This is a genomic window from Herbaspirillum sp. UBA812 (genome assembly GCF_002296545.1).
Lineage (GTDB): Bacteria > Pseudomonadota > Gammaproteobacteria > Burkholderiales > Burkholderiaceae_D > Herbaspirillum > Herbaspirillum huttiense.
Window position 1 is genome coordinate 1 of sequence record NZ_DBIC01000328.1, and the last position, 18,636, is coordinate 18,636.

19 protein-coding genes and 1 pseudogene are annotated in these 18,636 nt (G+C 62.6%); 9 read left to right on the forward strand and 11 right to left on the reverse strand.

Annotated features, from left to right (window positions below; translation table 11 throughout):
• The 7 genes and pseudogenes from B3873_RS22020 to B3873_RS22050 all read right to left on the reverse strand — a co-directional run.
• Positions 1-495, reverse strand: a pseudogene (locus B3873_RS22020) (F0F1 ATP synthase subunit alpha); the annotation flags it as partial.
• A 45-nt stretch (positions 496-540) separates the two neighbouring features.
• A complete protein-coding gene (locus B3873_RS22025; RefSeq protein WP_034330982.1) occupies positions 541-1,074 on the reverse strand; it encodes a F0F1 ATP synthase subunit delta in 534 nt (177 codons plus the stop codon).
• Position 1,075: 1 nt separating this feature from the next.
• Positions 1,076-1,546, reverse strand: coding sequence for a F0F1 ATP synthase subunit B (locus tag B3873_RS22030; RefSeq protein ID WP_034330984.1), 471 nt, complete (start codon positions 1,544-1,546; stop codon positions 1,076-1,078).
• Between the two features lie 74 nt (positions 1,547-1,620).
• Complete coding sequence (gene atpE / locus B3873_RS22035) at positions 1,621-1,866, reverse strand: F0F1 ATP synthase subunit C (protein WP_006461334.1); 246 nt, start codon at positions 1,864-1,866, stop codon at positions 1,621-1,623.
• Between the two features lie 76 nt (positions 1,867-1,942).
• A complete protein-coding gene (gene atpB / locus B3873_RS22040; protein ID WP_134223622.1) occupies positions 1,943-2,764 on the reverse strand; it encodes a F0F1 ATP synthase subunit A in 822 nt (273 codons plus the stop codon).
• Complete coding sequence (locus B3873_RS22045) at positions 2,761-3,105, reverse strand: ATP synthase subunit I (RefSeq protein WP_039783514.1); 345 nt, start codon at positions 3,103-3,105, stop codon at positions 2,761-2,763. Before B3873_RS22045 ends, atpB begins: the two co-directional genes overlap by 4 nt.
• Positions 3,106-3,709: 604 nt before the next feature.
• Complete coding sequence (locus tag B3873_RS22050) at positions 3,710-5,191, reverse strand: HD domain-containing phosphohydrolase (protein WP_286869094.1); 1,482 nt, start codon at positions 5,189-5,191, stop codon at positions 3,710-3,712.
• 208 nt (positions 5,192-5,399) lie between these two features.
• Between B3873_RS22050 and B3873_RS22055 the strand changes: the two genes are divergently transcribed.
• The 4 genes from B3873_RS22055 (at position 5,400) to rfbD (ending at position 9,501) form a co-directional block, all read left to right on the forward strand.
• Complete coding sequence (locus B3873_RS22055; protein ID WP_286869095.1) at positions 5,400-6,185, forward strand: alpha/beta fold hydrolase; 786 nt, start codon at positions 5,400-5,402, stop codon at positions 6,183-6,185.
• A gap of 240 nt (positions 6,186-6,425) precedes the next feature.
• The gene (rfbG, locus tag B3873_RS22060; protein WP_286869100.1) at positions 6,426-7,502 is read left to right on the forward strand and encodes a CDP-glucose 4,6-dehydratase; all 1,077 of its coding nucleotides are present in this window, start codon (positions 6,426-6,428) and stop codon (positions 7,500-7,502) included.
• A gap of 34 nt (positions 7,503-7,536) precedes the next feature.
• Positions 7,537-8,547 (forward strand): UDP-glucose 4-epimerase GalE, encoded by a 1,011-nt coding sequence (gene galE / locus B3873_RS22065; protein WP_134223625.1) that lies wholly within the window; start codon positions 7,537-7,539, stop codon positions 8,545-8,547.
• A 3-nt stretch (positions 8,548-8,550) separates the two neighbouring features.
• Positions 8,551-9,501 (forward strand): dTDP-4-dehydrorhamnose reductase, encoded by a 951-nt coding sequence (gene rfbD / locus B3873_RS22070; RefSeq protein ID WP_286869096.1) that lies wholly within the window; start codon positions 8,551-8,553, stop codon positions 9,499-9,501.
• Positions 9,502-9,542: 41 nt separating this feature from the next.
• Here rfbD and B3873_RS22075 read toward each other — a convergent pair whose 3' ends face one another.
• Genes B3873_RS22075 through rfbF form a run of 4 tightly spaced genes read right to left on the reverse strand, consistent with a single transcriptional unit; the run spans position 9,543 to position 13,801 of the window.
• The gene (locus B3873_RS22075) at positions 9,543-11,204 is read right to left on the reverse strand and encodes a hypothetical protein (RefSeq protein ID WP_286869097.1); all 1,662 of its coding nucleotides are present in this window, start codon (positions 11,202-11,204) and stop codon (positions 9,543-9,545) included.
• A gap of 11 nt (positions 11,205-11,215) precedes the next feature.
• Complete coding sequence (locus tag B3873_RS22080; RefSeq protein WP_286869098.1) at positions 11,216-12,439, reverse strand: class I SAM-dependent methyltransferase; 1,224 nt, start codon at positions 12,437-12,439, stop codon at positions 11,216-11,218.
• The gene (locus B3873_RS22085) at positions 12,436-12,993 is read right to left on the reverse strand and encodes a dTDP-4-dehydrorhamnose 3,5-epimerase family protein (protein ID WP_209533853.1); all 558 of its coding nucleotides are present in this window, start codon (positions 12,991-12,993) and stop codon (positions 12,436-12,438) included. The genes B3873_RS22080 and B3873_RS22085 overlap by 4 nt, the downstream gene beginning before the upstream one ends.
• A 28-nt stretch (positions 12,994-13,021) precedes the next feature.
• A complete protein-coding gene (rfbF, locus tag B3873_RS22090; protein ID WP_034331002.1) occupies positions 13,022-13,801 on the reverse strand; it encodes a glucose-1-phosphate cytidylyltransferase in 780 nt (259 codons plus the stop codon).
• A gap of 367 nt (positions 13,802-14,168) precedes the next feature.
• On the opposite strand from rfbF, the gene B3873_RS22095 reads away from it, so the two are divergent.
• The 5 genes from B3873_RS22095 (at position 14,169) to B3873_RS22115 (ending at position 18,467) form a co-directional block, all read left to right on the forward strand.
• Positions 14,169-15,710 (forward strand): glycosyltransferase family 4 protein, encoded by a 1,542-nt coding sequence (locus B3873_RS22095; protein WP_240733793.1) that lies wholly within the window; start codon positions 14,169-14,171, stop codon positions 15,708-15,710.
• 5 nt (positions 15,711-15,715) lie between these two features.
• The gene (locus B3873_RS22100; RefSeq protein ID WP_286869099.1) at positions 15,716-16,558 is read left to right on the forward strand and encodes a hypothetical protein; all 843 of its coding nucleotides are present in this window, start codon (positions 15,716-15,718) and stop codon (positions 16,556-16,558) included.
• Positions 16,559-16,769: 211 nt separating this feature from the next.
• The gene (locus B3873_RS22105) at positions 16,770-16,901 is read left to right on the forward strand and encodes a hypothetical protein (protein WP_276842091.1); all 132 of its coding nucleotides are present in this window, start codon (positions 16,770-16,772) and stop codon (positions 16,899-16,901) included.
• A gap of 31 nt (positions 16,902-16,932) precedes the next feature.
• Positions 16,933-17,883 (forward strand): NAD-dependent epimerase/dehydratase family protein, encoded by a 951-nt coding sequence (locus tag B3873_RS22110; RefSeq protein ID WP_034331005.1) that lies wholly within the window; start codon positions 16,933-16,935, stop codon positions 17,881-17,883.
• Complete coding sequence (locus B3873_RS22115) at positions 17,880-18,467, forward strand: SIS domain-containing protein (protein ID WP_276842093.1); 588 nt, start codon at positions 17,880-17,882, stop codon at positions 18,465-18,467. Before B3873_RS22110 ends, B3873_RS22115 begins: the two co-directional genes overlap by 4 nt.
• The last annotated feature ends 169 nt before the right edge of the window (positions 18,468-18,636 follow it).

The following is an 18,636-nucleotide window of genomic DNA, read 5'->3' on the forward strand; positions in this document are numbered from 1 at the left end:
CTCGCGCTGGCCACGGCCGACGGGCACCATGGAGTCGATCGACTTCAGGCCGGTCTGCATCGGTTGCGACACGGACTGACGCGCGATCACGCCCGGGGCGATCTTTTCGATCGGGGCGGTCAGCTTGGCGTTGATCGGACCCTTGCCGTCGATCGGCTGGCCCAGTGCGTTGACCACACGGCCCTTCAGTTCAGGACCGATCGGCACTTCCAGGATGCGGCCGGTGCACTTGACCAGGTCGCCTTCGGAGATGTGTTCGTATTCGCCCAGGATAACGGCGCCCACCGAGTCACGCTCCAGGTTCAGCGCCAGGCCGAAGGTGTTGCCCGGGAATTCCAGCATCTCACCTTGCATCACGTCGGACAGACCATGGATACGGCAGATACCGTCGGACACGGAAATGACCGTGCCCTGATTGCGAATCTCAGCGGTATCGCCAAGGCCTTGGATCCGGCTCTTGATCAGCTCGCTGATTTCAGATGCGTTGAGTTGCATACTAACTCCTAAAAATTGTTCTTTCGCTTAGCCAGCCAGAGGCACTTACGCGGCCAGAGCAGCTTGCAGCTGCTGCAGCTTCGCGCGCACGGAGGTATCGAACACTTCGTCGCCGACCACGACGCGCACACCGCCAATCAGGCTGCTGTCGACCGTCACGGAGGGGTTCAGCTTGCGGCCGAACTTCTTCTCCAGTGCCGAGACCACATCCTTGACCTGGGCATCGCTGAGCTCAAAGGCGCTCACGATGTTGGCATCGGCCGAACCTTCCGCCGTGTTCTTGAGCACGTGGAATTGTTCGGCGATCTGCGGCAGCAGGACCAGGCGGCCGTTGTCGACCAGCGTCTTGACGAAATTCTGCGCCTCGACGGACAGCGGGGTCTTCAGGGCAGCGGCAAACACTTCTGCCAGCTTGTCATGCGATACGGAAGGGTTCTGCGCCAGGGCCTGCACCTCGGGATGCGCCGCCACCTGGGCCATCTCGTCGACGAGATCGGACCAGGCTGCCAGGCTGCCTGCCTTGGCCACACGGAACAAGGCTTCGGCGTAAGGACGAGCGATCGTTGCGAGTTCGGCCATATTACAGCTCTGTCTTCAGTTGATTCAGCAAGTCGGCGTGAGCAGCCGCATTCACTTCGCGCTTGAGGATCTGTTCCGCGCCCTTGACGGCGAGCGTTGCGACCTGGCCGCGCAGTTCTTCACGTGCCTGGTTCACTTGCTGTTGAGCGTCGGCACGGGCAGCGGCGATGATGCGGGCAGCTTCTTCAGCGGCCGTCTTCTTGGCTTCTTCAATGATCAGCTGAGCGCGCTTTTCGGCTTCGCCGATGCGCTTCTGGCCTTCATCACGTGCCGATGCCAGTTCGCCCTGGATACGCTTTTCGGCGGCGGCCAGATCGGCCTTACCGCGGTCAGCGGCTGCCAGCCCGTCCGCAATCTTCTTGGCGCGTTCATCGAGCGCCTTAATCAACGGCGGCCACACGAATTTCATCGTGAAGCCGGCGAGGATGAAGAAGACCACGAACTGTGCAATCAATGTTGCATTTAAGTTCACGGTAATTTCCTTCTCAGAATAACGAGTGCCGGAACCAATCGTCCGGCAGATGAGAATCGGCTATGAAGCGCGAATTACTTGGCGATGAACGGATTTGCGAATGCGAACAGCATGGCGATACCAACGCCGATCAGGAAGGCCGCGTCGATCAGGCCAGCCAGCAGGAACATCTTGGTTTGCAGGGTGTTCATCAGTTCAGGCTGACGTGCGGATGCTTCGAGGTACTTACCGCCCATGATCGCGATACCGATACAAGCGCCGATAGCACCCAGGCCAATGATCAAACCGCAAGCCAGAGCAACGAAAGAGACATCAGTCATGACAATTCCTTAAGAAAAGTTAAATTAAATACAAAACCAAAAAACAAACTGAAAAACAGGTACTGCAAGCCTTGTGTTAGTGCGCTTCGTGCGCCTGGCCCAGGTAAACCAGTGTCAACATCATGAAGATGAATGCTTGGAGCAACACGATCAGGATGTGGAAAATTGCCCAGATAGAACCGGCGATCACATGGCCGATGAAGCCGAATGCGGTCGCGGTCGATCCCAGCAATGCGATCAGCAGGAACAACAGTTCGCCTGCATACATGTTGCCGAACAGTCGCATGCCCAGGGACACGGTCTTGGCGGCGAATTCGATGATGTTCAGCAGCAGGTTGAACGGAGCCAGCCAGATGCCGAAGGGTGCTGCAAACAGTTCGTGGATGAAGCCGCCTGCGCCCTTGATCTTGACGCTGTAATACAGCATCAGCGCCAGCACGCCCAGGGCGATGCCCAGGGTACCGTTGAGGTCGGCGGTCGGAACGATGCGGTGATGCATTTCACCCAGGCCGAACAGACCCAGGATGCCGGAAGCCAGATCCACCGGCAGGAAGTCCAGCGAGTTCATCAGGGCCACCCAGACGAACACGGTCAGCGCCACCGGGGCGATGAAGGTGCGGTCGCCGTGGACGATGGCCTTGGACTGGTCTTCCACCATTTCGACGACCATCTCGACGAAAGCCTGGAAGCGGCCCGGCACGCCCGAGGTTGCCTTGCGGGCAGCCAGGAACATGAAGAAGCAGGCGATCACGCCGCAGAACACGGACCAGAAGATGGTATCCACGTTCAGGACGGAGAAATCGACGATCTTGGTCTGGTGATGCGTGGAGAGGTGTCCGAGGTGGTGGACGATATATTCAGAGGCTGTCGGCGCGTGCTCTGCGGCTTCTACGGTCATGGTCGGTGTCTAAACAGTAAAATGAAATAACTCTTAAGCACCACGATGAAGCTCAGCAAAAATGCGAGCCAGTGAACACCGTGGTACAACCAAACGATCGCGCCCATGAGCGCAAAAGTCGTAGCAATCTTGATAAATTCCCCGAAGAAAAACGTCATCGGGTTGGTACCACCGGGTTTCTGCGCACTGACATGAAGTCGCAGTGCAAACAGGGCATTGGGAACGACACAGCAGACGCCTCCCAACAATGCGGACCAAAGCGCCGGAAGTCCGCCCAGCATCCCCGCCACCAGGGCAGCGATGACCGTGGTGAGGAGCTGCAAGAGAATGATGCGCAGCATATGTATCCAATATCGTGCATGCGCCGCACCCTTTACGAGCAGACGGCAGCTTAAAAGCCCGGCGATTATAAAGGTTCGTTTTCCGGTAAGTCAAACCTTTTGCAGCCAGATCAAGGGCTTATCTGGGGCACTTCGCAGCGAGTTGTGGCAAATAGGCAGCCACTTCGATTTTTTGCAGTGCAACACAAAAACGCCATTGCGCGTATTTTGTCCACTGCCCGCTATTTGCTCCCGAGGGATCTCCCCTTCTTGTCCCTTTGTTCAGATTTGTGCATCTCGCAGTGAATTTGCGGAAATGCACGCACAAAAGCCGGAAAAACGCGCCGGTTTTTGAAACAGCGCTCAATTTAATCAAAAAAGCCCGTCGACGCCAGAGAAATATCCCGCAAATTCAATGATTTACGGAAATTTTGCGGGCGCTCGCAAACGTTTACGCAAGGCGCTGACATTTTGTCAGGAAATTGGAAGAGGTCGGACGACCGGGCTCGCTTTCAGGGTGGCATGTTGCAGCACAGCGTGAGCCGGGAAAAAAAGTGAGCCCGCTCACCAGACCGGTGCAGTGGTCGGACCGTTGATGCCGTAGAAATACGGCATTGGATGAAGATCAGATCAAACCCAGGTGCAAGCCCTTGAGGGTGGCGGCCGCCCGGGTGGAGCACTGCAGTTTGCGGAAGATGCTCTCGACGTGGGTGCGCACGGTGGAGGGACTGATCTGCATGGTACGGGCGGCTTCCTTGTTGCTCTCGCCCAGGCTGATGCGGCGCAGCACCTCGACCTCGCGCTCGGAAAGCAAGCCCTTGCGGACCGGGAGCGGAACACCCTCTCCTGCCGCTGCGGCCAGCACCCAGCGCACCGCCTCCGGATCAACGCGGCCAAGGCGGGCCTGCTCCTGCAGCACCTCCCCGGCGGCCTGCGGCGCATACGCCTCGCGCCAGGGACGGCGGGCGCACAGCGCGGCCTGGACCGACGCGGCCGCCAGGAGTCGGGCTGGCAATCCCAGCATGTCGGCGTCCAGCCCCCGGAAATAACCGCTGCCATCCAGACGTTCATATAGTTGCGAGGCCAGCGCGGCCTCATGATGCAGGCCGGGAATGAGCGCGCCGGCACGGGCGGTCCAGTAGGGTGCGAGGCGAATGCGCTCCCAGTCAGCCTGACCCGGACGGCCCTCGCGCTCCCAGATCGTATTGGAAACCGAAGCGCGCCCGATGCCATGGATCAAGGCGGCCCGTGCCAGCCGTTCCTGTTGCTCCACAGGCAGGCCTGCCAGCACCGCCGCCCGCTGGACCAGCTCGCTGACGCGCCTGGAGTAGCCGGTCAACCACGGCAGCTTCAGTTCGATCAGGTCGGCCACGATGCTCAGGGGAACGGCGTGCATGGGCAGGTCCACCGGTATCGCTGCCCCATCGGCCTCCTCGTCCAGCGCCGCCAGCCAATCTGCCGCCTGCGGCAGGACGCGGCTGACCAGCTCGGCCGGATACTTGATGCCGCCGTTGCGCTGCACCGCCTCCAGGGCGAACGGGATATCGTGCGACCGTGCATGAATCTCCAGATCCCCCGCCAGGCTGGTGTAATAGACCACGGCGGGCACGGCCGCGCCCTGCAGCCGCTGCGGCACGCCGCTGCCATCGTAGTGTTCCCAGACATGGCGCAGTCCGGTCTCGACCCCGCCCGACAAACCCAGCATGCCGGCCACGTCGCCTGCCACCTCACAGTGGATGCGGGCCAGCGGCTCGACCGTCGCAAAGTTCAAGGGATGACCCTCGGGCAAGGCTTGCCGCAGCATGGCCTCGCGTCCGCCCACATCGTCACCCAGCAGGCTGGCAAAGCCCGCCGCATTGGCAGTACAGCCGGACCAGCGCAGCCAGGCCACCAGTTGCGCCTGCTGGATCAGGTCGGCCGTGGCACCGTCCAGCGTGGCAATGCGGGCGGCCAGGACCGCGGACCGGCGGGACTGGTGCGGCGGCTGGCCCATGCTGAGGTCGCCGACCAGTGCCAGAACCTGCACGGCAGTGCCGGCGGCGACCAGGTGGGCGGCGGGCAGCGCGGACGTGCCGGCGTCGGGAAGGGGGGAAGCGTCGGGAAGCATCCCGACACTGTAGCGGCAAGCATCCACCGGCCGCAATCAACTCTTCGGTTAATGGGCAGGCCGGTGGCAACCGGCCACAATCGCAGCGCCTTGCCGCACGCTGGCCGGGGTCGGTCAATTGACCGATACCGGCAGCGCAGCGTCATTTCTATACTGGCCTCACTGCAACACACCCCTAGCCCACGCACTCTTTGAACAGGAGAACACCATGAAATCCGCTTTCCCCCGCTTCAGCTTCAAGACCACTCTCGGCATGCTGGCCCTCGCCGCCGCCTTCACCGGCAGCAGCGCCATCGCCGCCGATGCCTCGGACAAGCCGTCGGTCGTGATCGTCGACGGTGCCTTTGCCGATGGCTCCGACTGGGCCAAGGTCATCCCGCTGCTGCAAGCCAAGGGCATCAAGGTCACCGCCGTGCAGAATCCGCTGACCTCGCTGGCCGACGACGTCGCCGCCGCCAAGCGCGCCATCGACAACCAGCCGGGCAAGGTGGTGCTGGTCGGCCACTCCTGGGGTGGCACCGTGATCACCGAGGCCGGCAATCATGAGAAGGTCGCCAGCCTGGTCTATGTCGCGGCCTTCGCACCGGACGCCGGCCAGGCCACGGGCGACCTCGGCAAGGACCTGCCGGTACCGCCGGGCATCGCCAAGCTGTCGGTGGACAAGGCCGGTTTCGCCAGCCTGCCGCCGGCCGCGCTGGCCGCTGATTTCGCCCAGGACGTGCCGGCCAGGCAGGCCGCCGTGATGGCCGCAACCCAAGGTCCGATCGCCATGAAGGCCTTCGGCGACAAGGTCGAGACCGCCGCCTGGAAGACTCGTCCCAGCTGGTACATCGTCAGCACCAAGGACCGCATGATCCAGCCCGCACTGGAGCGCAGCTTTGCCAAGCAGATCAACGCAAAGACGACCGAGCTGGCCGCCAGCCACGTGCCGCAGCAATCGCGTCCGGCCGAGGTGGCCAAGGTGATTCTGGAGGCCGTGGCCGCGACCCGGTAAGCCTCCCTCCTCAGCAAAGTTCGCCGCCGGCCCGCGCCGGCGGCGCATCTCTCATTCCGCCTCCTCCTCTTCCGCCGCTGCGCAACGGCGGGAATGAAAGAAGAAAGCCTGCCTGCTTCACTCTTGCCCGGCCGCCACGCCATGGTCTAATAGGGGCCTCGTCGACACCAACGCTGCTGCGCACATGCATTTGTCCGGGTGATCTCGGCGATATTCCTCTCCCGCATTCGAGGCTGCATGATGTCGAACTTCTGGCGTGACAAACGTGTTTTCATTACCGGGCACACCGGATTCAAGGGCGGCTGGCTGAGCCTGTGGCTGCACATGATGGGCGCGAAGGTCAGCGGCTATTCGTTGCCTGCACCGACCCATCCCAGCCTGTTTGAACTGGCCCGGCTGCACGACTGCGTGCAGACCACCACCGGCGATGTGCGCGACCCGGTGCATCTGTCGCAGACCATGGCAGCCGTGCAGCCTGACGTGGTGTTTCATCTTGCGGCCCAGGCGCTGGTGCGGGACTCCTATGCCAACCCTGTGGACAACTACGCGACCAATGTCATGGGCACCGTGCACGTACTGGAAGCCGTACGGCACACCCCCAGCGTGCGATCCGTGGTGGTGGTCACCAGCGACAAATGCTATGAGAACCGTGAATGGCTGTGGGGCTACCGCGAAGACGATCCCATGGGCGGCCATGATCCCTACAGCAGCAGCAAGGGCATCGCCGAACTGGTGACCTCGGCCTATCGCCGCTCCTTCTTTGGCGAGCGCGATGCGGGCCGCGCCGCACTCGCCAGCGTGCGGGCCGGCAATGTAATCGGCGGCGGCGACTTCGCCGCAGATCGCCTGATCCCCGATGTCATCCGCGCCCTGCAAGCGCAAACGCCGCTGAACATTCGCCACCCTGGCGCAATCCGTCCCTGGCAATTCGTGCTGGAACCGCTGTCAGGCTATCTGCAGATTGCCAGGCTTCTTTACGAAGAAGGCCCGCGCCATGCGGAAGCCTGGAATTTCGGCCCGGCCGATGCCGATCCCCGCAACGTCGGCCAGCTCTGCGAGAGCTTCAACCAGGCGCTTCGGCAACACGACATCGCTCCGCTGGACATCCGTGTTGAATCCCAAGCCCATGCCCCGCATGAAGCCCATCTGCTGCGGCTGGATATCTCCAAGGCGCGCCAGCGCCTGAACTGGACGCCCAAACTGGAATTGACCGTCGCGCTGCAGATGACCGCGCGCTGGTACGCCGCCTACCTGAACAACGATGACCTGCGCACCCTGACCGAAGAACAGATTGGGTTTTACCAGACTCTGACATAATCACGCTGTTGCCAACTTACCAAGAGAAGCTCACATGAACATCCTCGTCACCGGCGGTGCCGGCTACATTGGTTCCCATACCTGCGTGGAATTGCTCAAGGCAGGCCACGAAGTGATCGTCTTCGACAATTTCTGCAACAGCAGCCCGGAGTCGGTGGCGAGAGTGCAGCAGATCACCGGCCGTTCACTGGCGCTGGTCAAGGGGGACATTCGCAACCGCGATCAGCTGGAAAGCGTGCTGCGCGAGTTCAAATGCGACGCGGTCATCCATTTCGCCGGCCTGAAAGCCGTGGGCGAGTCGGTGGAAAAGCCGCTCATGTACTACGACAACAACGTGGTCGGCACCGTGCGCCTGCTGGAGGCCATGGAAGCCACGGGCGTGAAGACCATCGTCTTCTCCTCCTCGGCGACGGTCTACGGCGACCCGCAATACCTGCCGCTGACGGAATCCCATCCGCTGTCGGCCAGCAATCCGTATGGCCGCAGCAAGATCGTCATCGAAGACATGCTGCGCGATTACCATCGCGCCCATCCGGACTGGAAGATCGCCCTGCTGCGCTACTTCAACCCGGTCGGCGCGCACGAGAGCGGCATGATCGGCGAAGATCCGGGTGGCATCCCCAACAACCTGATGCCCTATGTCGCCCAAGTCGCCGTGGGCCGCCGTGAAAAACTGAGCATCTGGGGCGGCGATTATCCGACCCCGGATGGCACCGGCGTGCGCGACTTCATTCACGTGGTGGACCTGGCGACCGGCCACCTGGCCGCCCTGCAGGCACTGACCGAACCACAATGCTTCGCGGTCAATCTCGGCACCGGCAATGGCTACAGCGTGCTGGATGTGGTCAAGGCCTATGAAAAGGCCGCCGGCAAACCCATTCCCTACACCATCGCCGCACGGCGTCCGGGCGATATCGCCTCCTGCTATGCCGATCCGGCGGAAGCGCGCCGCAAGCTGGGCTGGGAAGCCAAGCTGGGACTGGACGCCATGTGCGCCGACTCGTGGCGCTGGCAGCAGAACAATCCGAACGGCTTCAAGCCCTGAGCCATGAAATCCATGCGCATCCTGCTTACCGGCAGCAGCGGCCAGGTCGGCAGTGAATTCCTGCGCCGCCTGCGTGCCATGCCGGCCGGCCTCGACGTCATCGCGCCCGTGCGCGGGCAACTCGACCTCACCGATGCGGATGCGCTGCGCACGGCGGTACGCGAAGCCCGGCCCGATCTGATCATCAACCCGGCCGCCTATACGGCGGTGGTCAAGGCCGAGTCCGAACCGGAGCTGGCGCGTCGCATCAACACCGACGCGCCCGCCCTCCTGGCGCAGGAGGCCGCGCGGCTGGGGGCTGCCCTGATCCACTTCTCCACCGATTACGTGTTCGACGGACAGCACCCCGGTGCCTATACGGAAGACATGCCGACCCATCCGCTGAATGTCTACGGTGCCAGCAAGCGTGACGGCGAACTGGCCATCGCCGCCAGCGGCGCAGCCCACTGGATCTTGCGGACCAGCTGGGTCTACAACCGTACGGGCAACAATTTCATGAAGACGGCCATTCGCCTGGCCCAGCAGAAGGAAAGCTATACGATCGTCGGCGACCAGTTCGGGGCACCGACCTGGGCCTCCACCATTGCGGCGGTCTGCTGCCGCATGCTGGCCGGGGCCGAAGGCGGGCGCGAGAAAGTTGCGGCCACCAGCGGCATCTATCACCTCACCGCGCAGGGTGCCACGTCGTGGCATGGCTATGCGCAACTGGTGGCGCGCGAGCTGATGGCGCGTGGCGTCCCGGTCAGGCTCAAGGGACTGGACCAGATCACCCCGGTACCGACCTCTTCCTACCCCACGCCGCCCGAGCGTCCGCTCAATTCACGGCTGGATTGCAGCAAGCTGGAACAGCGCTTCGGCATCACCCTGCCTGCATGGGATGAGGACGCCACGGCCTGCCTGCAGCAGATCATCGACCACTACCAGCTCGATCAGGGCAAGCTGCTCCCTGACTGAAGACGCAGGCGGTATCGGCGGCCGGGCAGTGATGAACCTCGTCAGTGGCTGGGGACGTATTTGGTCTGGTCACCACGGGTGATGAGATTGAGCTGTCCAAAGAAACGCATGTAGCCCGGATCACCGTAGCGTGCGCGCAGTTCGCGCAGGAGCAGGTAGCTGCCCAGGCGTTCAGCGCAGAAGGCCCACGCGCGGGATTGATAGCCTTCGCGGCGGGTGTCGTAGTGCTGGACGCAATACCAGGTCAAGGCTTCGATCTGCTCCACGGTGCGCAGCCAGAAATCGGCAGGAAACACGCCCATCTCGATGCCGCCCATGAAGAAGGTCTTCTCGTTGAAGAACAGCTCGGCTTCGCTGCGCGCAAAGACCCCCAGCTCGGTCGCCGCCGCCGCGTAGCGCAGCAGATCCTCGGCGTGATGCGAGACCGCGTAATGCGACAGATAGCCGGCATCCCGCCCGCTCACCTTGAACCCGCAGGTCTTGCCGACCAGGAATTCCTGCTCGCCCGGCTCCATCATCTGCTCCAGCGACAGCCGTGCGAATTCCTTGTCGGAGACCACGTCCATCATCCAGTTGTCTTCGGCAGGCACGCCACTGATGCGCTCGCGCGAAATGAACTTGCGGTACAGGCAAACGCCCACGCGCTTGACGTGGGGGTAGTCGCGCAGGATCAGGTTGCGCAAGGCAAAGTTGCCGAGCATGCCGGCCACGATGGGGTGATAAGGGACCCATTGGGGTGCCAGGTCGCGCAGGTTGAGCGCGCCCTCATGCTGGGCCTCGCCGAGGTAGATCGGCAGCACATGATCGGGGAATTTCACCGGCAACGGCACGTGGGTCATGCAGCCAAACACCAGCTCGCCACGCGCGGCCTGGGCCGCCACATTATCGGGCAGCGCCAGCGCGAGCGGTGCCGCCAGCGGCGCAGGCGGCCGGGACGGCGCGCCACGCAACTGTCCGCTGCGCAAGCTGAACCGCTGCAGATCAGCGGCGTCACCGCTGGCGGCATAGGCGTTGCGCAAGGCTTCCAGTTCCGCCAGGTCGGCAGCTGCCACGGGCAGGGCAGCCGGCATCAGCGCCGGCGGGCAATGCCATACGCGCAGTTGCTGGTCCAGTCCCAGCACCAGGGAGCCCAGGCGTGCCGCCAACAGCGACCGTCCGGACTCGCCGGATACTGCCTGGCGCTGCAGTGCTGCGCGCAACTCACCCGGCTCCTGCTCGGCCATCTGGAACAGGCGCTCGGCCAGATCAAACCAGGTTTGCCAGAACGCCGGCTTGGCCGCGATGAAACCGTGCGGCACATTGTTCTGCCACTGCGGCACGAAATGCAGCGGGTCCAGTTGCAAACCCAGCGCCTGCAGGAAACGCTTGGCCAGCGCGGCGAAACCCTCCAGATGCTGCTCCGCCTGCAGCAGCAGGTTGAGCTGGCCACAGGCCTCCAGCGGATGCGGCATGAAGGTCCAGGCGGCGGCTTGCGGATTCGCCTCGATCAGACTGCGCACGCCGGCCGCATCCAGACCGGTCTGGCCGAGAAATGCCGTTGTGACGAAGGCATAGCAAGCCTCGCCATCGATAGCCTGTTCATGAAAAAAACGGCGCATGGCCAACAGGTCGCCCCAGGCGTCAGGCGCAGGAGCGAGCACGTGCTGGAAGCCTGGCGCTACCGGGACGGTCGTCGGAGCGAGCTGCAACAGATGAATATGCATGTTGGCCTCCCTCACCACACCTGAAGCTGCGGCACCGCGATGGCGAAGCGGCCGCCCCACGCACGGATCTCGGCCAGCTGCTGCGCGACCTCGTCCTTGATGTTCCAGGGCAGGATCAGCACCACGTCCGGCTTTTCGTCGAGCAGGCGCTGCGGGGAGACGATGGGAATATGACTGCCTGGCATGTACTTGTCCTGCTTGGAAGGTGCAGCATCGGCGACCATGGCCAGCAGGTCGGGATGCACGCCGGAATAATTGAGCAGCGTGTTGCCTTTGGCAGCGGCGCCATAGGCCAGCACTTTCTTGCCGGCGCGCTTCTGCTCCAGCAGGAAGGACAGCAACTGCAACTTGATCTCTTCGGCACGCGCCTGGAACCCTGCATAACCCTGGATGCGCTCCAGCCCGGCCTCCCGCTCACGTGCCAGCATGGCCTGCACGGCCGGCGTGGCGGCGATGGCGGCATCGGCATGGCAGGCATAGATGCGCAGGCTGCCACCGTGGGTCGGCAGCTCCTCGACGTCGTAGACGCGCAGCCCCTGCGATTGCATCACGCGCTGTACCGCCACCAGCGAGAGATAGGAGAAATGCTCGTGGTAGACGGTATCGAACTGTGCCTGAGTGATCAGGTTCAACAGGTGCGGACACTCGACCGTCACCGTCCCTTGCGGCGCCAGCAGGGCGCGCATGCCGCCCACGAAATCATTGATGTCCGGGACATGCGCCAGCACGTTGTTGGCGGCGATCAGGTCTGCAGCACCATGGCTCTCGCGCAGCCGCTGGCCAAGTGCCACGCCGAAAAATTCCTCGACGATCGCAATGCCCCTGGCACGCGCGGCGTCAGCCGTGCTGGTGGTGGGCTCCACGCCCAGGCAGGGGATGCCCTTCTGCTGCACGTACTGCAGGAGATACCCATCATTGGCGGCCAGCTCGACCACCAGGGATTGCGCGTTCAGCTTCAGGCGTGCCGCAATCATGTCCACATAGCGCGCGGCATGTGCCAGCCAGGTGCTCGAGGTGGATGAGAAGTAGGCGTAATCGGTGGCAAAGAGCTGGTCGTAGTGCGTGTAATCCTCGGTCTGGACCAGCCAGCACTGGCGGCACACCATCACCTTGAGCGGATAGGTGGTTTCAGGACGACGCAGATCCTCGGCCCTCAGATAAGCGTTGGAGGGCGGTGAGAAACCGAGGTCGATGAACGTGTCATGCAGTTCGGTCTGGCAGTGGCGGCATTTCATAGCGGTATTCCATCGAAATCGGGAGCCAGCAGCGGATGCTGGAGGTCGCGCGGCGACAGGTTCTGCGGCGGCAGCGGCCAGGCAATGGCCACGCGTGGATCATCATGCCGCACGCCACCTTCGGCATGCGGGACATAGGGAGCAGTATGCAGGTAGAGCAGCGAGCTGCCCGCTTCCAGGACCTGGAAACCGTGCGCGCAGCCTTCCGGCACCAGCAGCGCACGATCGTCGCCGGCGGCCAGCTCGACGCCGCGCCACTGCAGGAAGGTGGGTGAGCCCTTGCGCAGGTCCAGCACCACATCGAAGACGCGGCCTGCCAGGCAGCGAATCAGTTTCTTTTCGGCGTGGGGCGCATGCTGGAAGTGCATGCCGCGCACGCTGCCGGGCTCGGCCGTGAACGAATTGTTGACCTGCACGATGCAGCTGCCCTGCAATACCGGTGCCAGTTCCTCGTCGCAGAACCAGCGCGCGAAACTGCCGCGCGCGTCACCGCGCCGCACACTGGACACCACCACCGCCCCCGCGATTCCGGTGGGCGTGATCTGCAGGTTCATGCGCACTCCCCGCGCCCGCAGGACGGGCTCAGCTCCAGGTCTTCCATCGTGCCTGGTCCTGGTCCCACATCTGGTTGAGCTGGATCTTGTCGCGCAGGGTGTCCATGCATTTCCAGAATCCGTGATGCGGCCAGTTCAACAGGCGCCCATCGCCTGCGATCTGCTCCAGCGGGGCACGTTCGAAGATGGTGCCCTCGCCTTCCTTGAGGTAATCGAACACACCCTGGCGACATACCATGAAGCCACCGTTGATCCAGCCCAGGTCACCCGGCGGCTTCTCGCGGAAATCGCGGATGAAGCCGGCCTCATCGGTCTGTACCATGCCGAAACGCGCCTCGGGCTGCACCGTGGTCATGGTCACCAGTGCCTGGGGATTGGCCTGGTGATGCGCCACCAGGGCACTCACGTCGACATCGGAAACGCCATCGCCATAGGTGAGCATGAAATCGCCCTCCTTGAGATAGTCGCGGGCCGCCAGCAAACGGCCGCCCGTCTGGGTCGACAGGCCGGTTTCGACCAGCGTCACTTTCCACGGCTCGGATTTGTTGCGATGGACTTCCACCCGGTTGTCGGCCAGATCAATGGTGACATCGCCCTGATGCAGAAAGTAGTTGGCGAAGAATTCCTTGATCAGGTAACCCTTGTAGCCCAGCAGGATCACGAACTCATTGAAGCCGTGCTGCGAATAACCCTTCATGATGTGCCACAGGATGGGCTTGCCACCGATCTCCACCATCGGTTTCGGACGCACATCGGTTTCTTCCCCAAGCCGCGTACCCAGGCCGCCGGCGAGAATGACGACTTTCAATTTGTACCCCTAGATGAGTGATGATCCGTCAGCCATGAAAGTATTGCATCCAAAGCAACACTCTCACCAAAGATGCCTATGTTACCGGCTTTGCCAGCGGGAACAACCGTGGGTCTGGGCGGTTTATCGAGGCCAATTTGGCTTTTTGCAGTCCGCCGCAGCAGCCGGCCATGCGAGGATTTGTCGCCCTCTTTGCCGCCAATTCAGGCCATTCCCCGCAAAAGTGCGCTGCTATACTGCGCCGATTGCATGAGGTCTGCCCTGCAGGGGGCGCAGCGCCTGGATGCCGCCGCCGGGGGCAGGAAGCCGGGGCGCTGTCCGTTGCGCAGATCATCGAGCCACCCAGAGACAGACCACCGAGTAGCATATGAGACCAGATTTGTTCGCCCGGCTGCACTCCCCCTACTACATCTTTGCGCCCGCCTTCGCCACCCAATCGGAAGAAGCCCTGCTGCTGCATCGCCTCTGCCACGCGCTGAACCTGTGGGGCGAAGAAGCCTATGTCACCGAAGAAGGCAGTACCTCCCTGCGCACGCCGCGGCTGACGCAGGAGCTGATCAACGCCCACCTGGCGGCCGGACGCAATCCCATCGTGATCTACGCTGGCAGCGTGGCCGGCAATCCCCTGTCCGCAGTGAACGTGGTGCGTTTCCTGCTCAAGCCTGGACAGGCCGCGCTGGCCGGCGAACTGCCGTTGGCCTGGCAGCCCGGACTCGGTGGCGGCGTGCAACTGCTGGAATTGCCGCTGCTACCAGCGGCAGACCAGGCAGCCCGCCGCGAGCTGGTGGCGGGGCAATTGGACGACTTCATCCTGGCCAGCCAGCGGCGCTTCAACGCGCCTCCTGCTGCGCCGGCCTTTGCGCCCGCACCGGTCCCGACGCGCCGCAAGAAACGGCTGGTGGTGTATTCGGTGGAATCGACCTGGAGCCCTTGCCCGCAGATCCGCCTGATCCGTCCCTTCGCCCATCTGCAGGACGAGTGGGAACTGGTCTGGGGCATCCAGAATGGCCAGCTGCAGAGCAATTACCTGGCCGATGCCGACCTGATCCTGCTGCATCGCTACACCCCCGGCCTGATGTCGCTGGACGTGCTGCGCACCATCTTCAGTTCCAAGGTTCCCATCATCTACGAGTCCGACGACCTGCTCAACGAGATTCCGGCCGACCATCCTGAAGCCCAGCAAGGCGCGGCCTGGAAGACCGGCATCGAGTTCGCGGTCCGGCATGCGAAGGCCGTCGTGGTTTCCACCGAATTCCTCGCCGCCAAGTACCGCGAGCTCAATGCGGCGGTCCACGTCCTGCCCAACTACATCGATTTCGATCTGTTCTACCGTCCGGTTCCCCAGTCCACCGCCCCCGACGGACGCATCAACATCGGGCTGCTGGGCTCCTCCATCCAGCCCTCCAATTTTGCGCTGGTCGACCAGGCCTTGCGCGCCCTGGTGGAGCGCTACGGTACGCGCCTGCACATCGATTTCGTCGGCTGGGAGTGCCCGCAGGGCTGGGCCGGCCATCCGCTGACGACCTTCCATACCTTCGTGCACCAGTACGTGGACTATGCGGCGCAATTGCGCCAGTGGAACTGGGATATCGCGCTGATCCCGCTGGCCAGCGACGAATACAATCAATGCAAGAGCTACATCAAGTGGCTCGATTACTCGGCGGCCGGTATCGCCTCCGTCTTCAGCGACGTCTCGGTGTACAGCCAGGTCGTCACGCATGAGGTCACCGGCCTGTTGATGCCCAATTCAAGCCAGGCATGGCTGGACGCCATCACGCAACTGATCGAATCGCCCGGGAAGCGCCACGCCCTGGCCGCAGCCGGGCAGAAGGAAGTGCGTGAAGGCTTCGACCTGGCCGCCAAGGCCGCCCACTATCACGATGTCTACAGCCGTTGCCTGGCCCCCTGATGACCATGAACAAGCACATCCTGCAGATCCACTACGACGAAGCCAGCCGCCGCATGCTGGATCCCGGCTTCACGCCGCTTGAGATCGTCGGCAATCCCCGGCCCGACTGGCGCGAGTACTGGGGCATCCGCAATTATTTCCTGAACACGGCGCTCAATGAGGACGATTACTACGGTTTCCTCTCTCCGCTGTTCTTCGACAAGACGCGCATGAACGCGCAGCAGGTGCATGCCTTCATGGACAGCCGCCCTGGCGCGGATGTGTACACGTTCTCGCCGTCGATGTCGGATGCCTCGGCCTACCTGAGCGTCTTCGAACAGGGCGCGCGGCGCCATCCCGGCATCGTTCCGGTCGCGCAGGCGCTGATGGCCGACATCGGGCTGGACGTGAACCTGCAATCGCTGATCAACAATTTCCGCTCCACCGCGTACTGCAATTACATCATTGCCAAGCCCGTGTTCTGGGACAAGTGGTTCGCCATCAACGAGCACATGTTCGCCCTGGCGGAGGCCAATGCCACGCCACTGGCGCGCAAGCTCAACGAAGTCACCGACTATGGCAAGAGTACGGTGCAGATGAAGGTTTTCATCATGGAGCGCATCGGTTCGCTGGTGATGGCGCTCATGCCCGAGCTGCAGGTGACGAATCTGAACATTGCCGCCATGCGCTTCGGTGACCCGCTGTTCTATCCCTGCCGCGACGAGATGGTGATGCTGGACGCGCTCAAGACTGCCTACCTGCACTCAGGCGACCAGGCCTACCTCGATCGTTTCCACACCTTGCGCCATGACCTGCTGCGGCGCTGCGATCCCGAGTATCGGCAGGATCGCCCGGCCAGCTTCTTCTGACCCGGCACCGGACGCCGCCCCGGCGCGGCGTCCCTCTACGGCCATCCGGCCATTCAAGTTTTACCCTTTCCTTCCGTAGATGAACGCATCGGTGCGGGCTTGCCTACCTGCGCGCGGGCGTTCCTGCAATGACGTCCATGCGATAAATAGGGGGCAAGTTTCCTCGCTTATGTGGCCGTCGTCCGCCTGCCCAAGCTGTCAAGATGCAAGCATGGGCAAGACTCTCTGTGATATTTCACCAGGGAAATTTCCTGCACTGCAAGCGCACGGTACGGCCTCGGCCGAGGTATCCGCAGCCGCCGGCCTGATCCGCTTTGGCCAGCCATGGCGCGATCACCACTGACAGTTTTTACATTAGGGAATCACGCGTAGATATGAATATTCTGGTCACCGGCGGCTGCGGCTACAAAGGCAGCGTTCTCGTCCCCAAACTGCTGGCGCGCGGCTACAAGGTGCATGTGCTGGACATCATGTGGTTCGGCAATTACCTGGCCCCCCACCCCAACCTGACCGTGACCGAAGGTGACGTGCGCAACATCGACCAGATCAATCTGGACGGTGTGGACACGATCATTCACCTGTCGTCGGTCGCCAACGATCCCTGCGGCGATCTCGATCCCAAGCTGACCTGGGAAGTCAGCGCACTGGCCACGATGCAGCTGGCCGACAAGGCCGTGCGCAAGGGTGTCAAACAATTCATCTACGCTTCTTCCGGCAGCGTCTACGGCGTCAAGGAAGAGCTGCAGGTCACCGAAGACCTGGAACTGAAGCCGATCTCCGAATACAACAAGACCAAGATGGTCTCCGAGCCGGTGCTGCTGAGCTACAAGGACCGCATGATCGTCCAGATCGTGCGTCCGGCCACCGTGTGCGGCTACTCGCCGCGCATGCGCCTGGACGTGTCGGTGAACCTGCTGACCATGCAGGCGCTGGCCAAGGGCAAGATCACCGTGTTCGGCGGCACCCAGGTGCGTCCGAACATCCATATCGATGACATCACCGATGTCTACCTGCACCTGATCGATCATCCGGAAATCACCGGCGTCTACAACGCCGGCTTCGAGAACATCTCCATCCTGGACATCGCGCGCATGGTGGCCAAGCACATCCCGGTGGACATCGTGGTGACCGAATCGAACGATCCGCGCTCTTACCGCGTGAATTCGGACAAGCTGCTGGCCACCGGTTTCAAGCCGTCCAAGTCGGTCGAGACCGCCATCACCGAGATCATCGAGAAGTACCGCAGCGGCGTGCTCAAGGATGAGGACCGCTATTACAACCTGAAGTGGATGGAGCAGACCGTACTGTCTCCCAAGGCGGCATGAGCCCGGCACCGGTTTCGCTGACGGCGTTCCAGGATTACGCCACCCGCCTGCAGGCGGTACTGGCAGGTTCGGACTGGAATGGCGTGGGCCGCCTGGCGCAGGCCATGCAGGAGTGCTGGCTCAAAGGCCGCCAGGTCTTCCTGTGCGGCAATGGCGGCAGCGCCGGCAATGCCATCCACCTGGCCAATGATTTCCTGTACGGCATCGCCAAACGCACGGGCGGCGGCATGCGGGTCTCGGCGCTGTCGGCCAATGCCGCCGTGCTGACCTGCCTGGCCAACGACATCGGCTACGACCACATCTACTCCGAGCAGCTGGCCGTGCAGGCGCAACCGGGCGATCTGCTGATCGTGCTGTCGGGCAGCGGCAATTCGGGCAACATCCTGCGTGCGCTGGAACAGGCCAGGAAGATGGACGTGCTTTCCTGCGCCATCCTCGGCTACAGCGGCGGCAAGGCCAAGGAGCTGTGCGACATCCCGGTCCACTTTGCGGTGGATGACATGCAGATCGCCGAGGACATGCAGGTGATCGTGGGGCATATGGTCATGCAGTGGCTGTACGAAAACAAACCCGCAGTGGAATGAACATGTCGGCAAAATATCTCATCATCGGCAGCAACTCGTTTTCCGGTGCCAGCTTCGTGGATTACTTGCTGCGCAATGGCAACGACGTCATCGGCGTGAGCCGTTCACAGGAACCGCATCGCGCGTTCCTGCCTTATCGCTGGTCCGGGCATCAGGCCGCATTCACGTT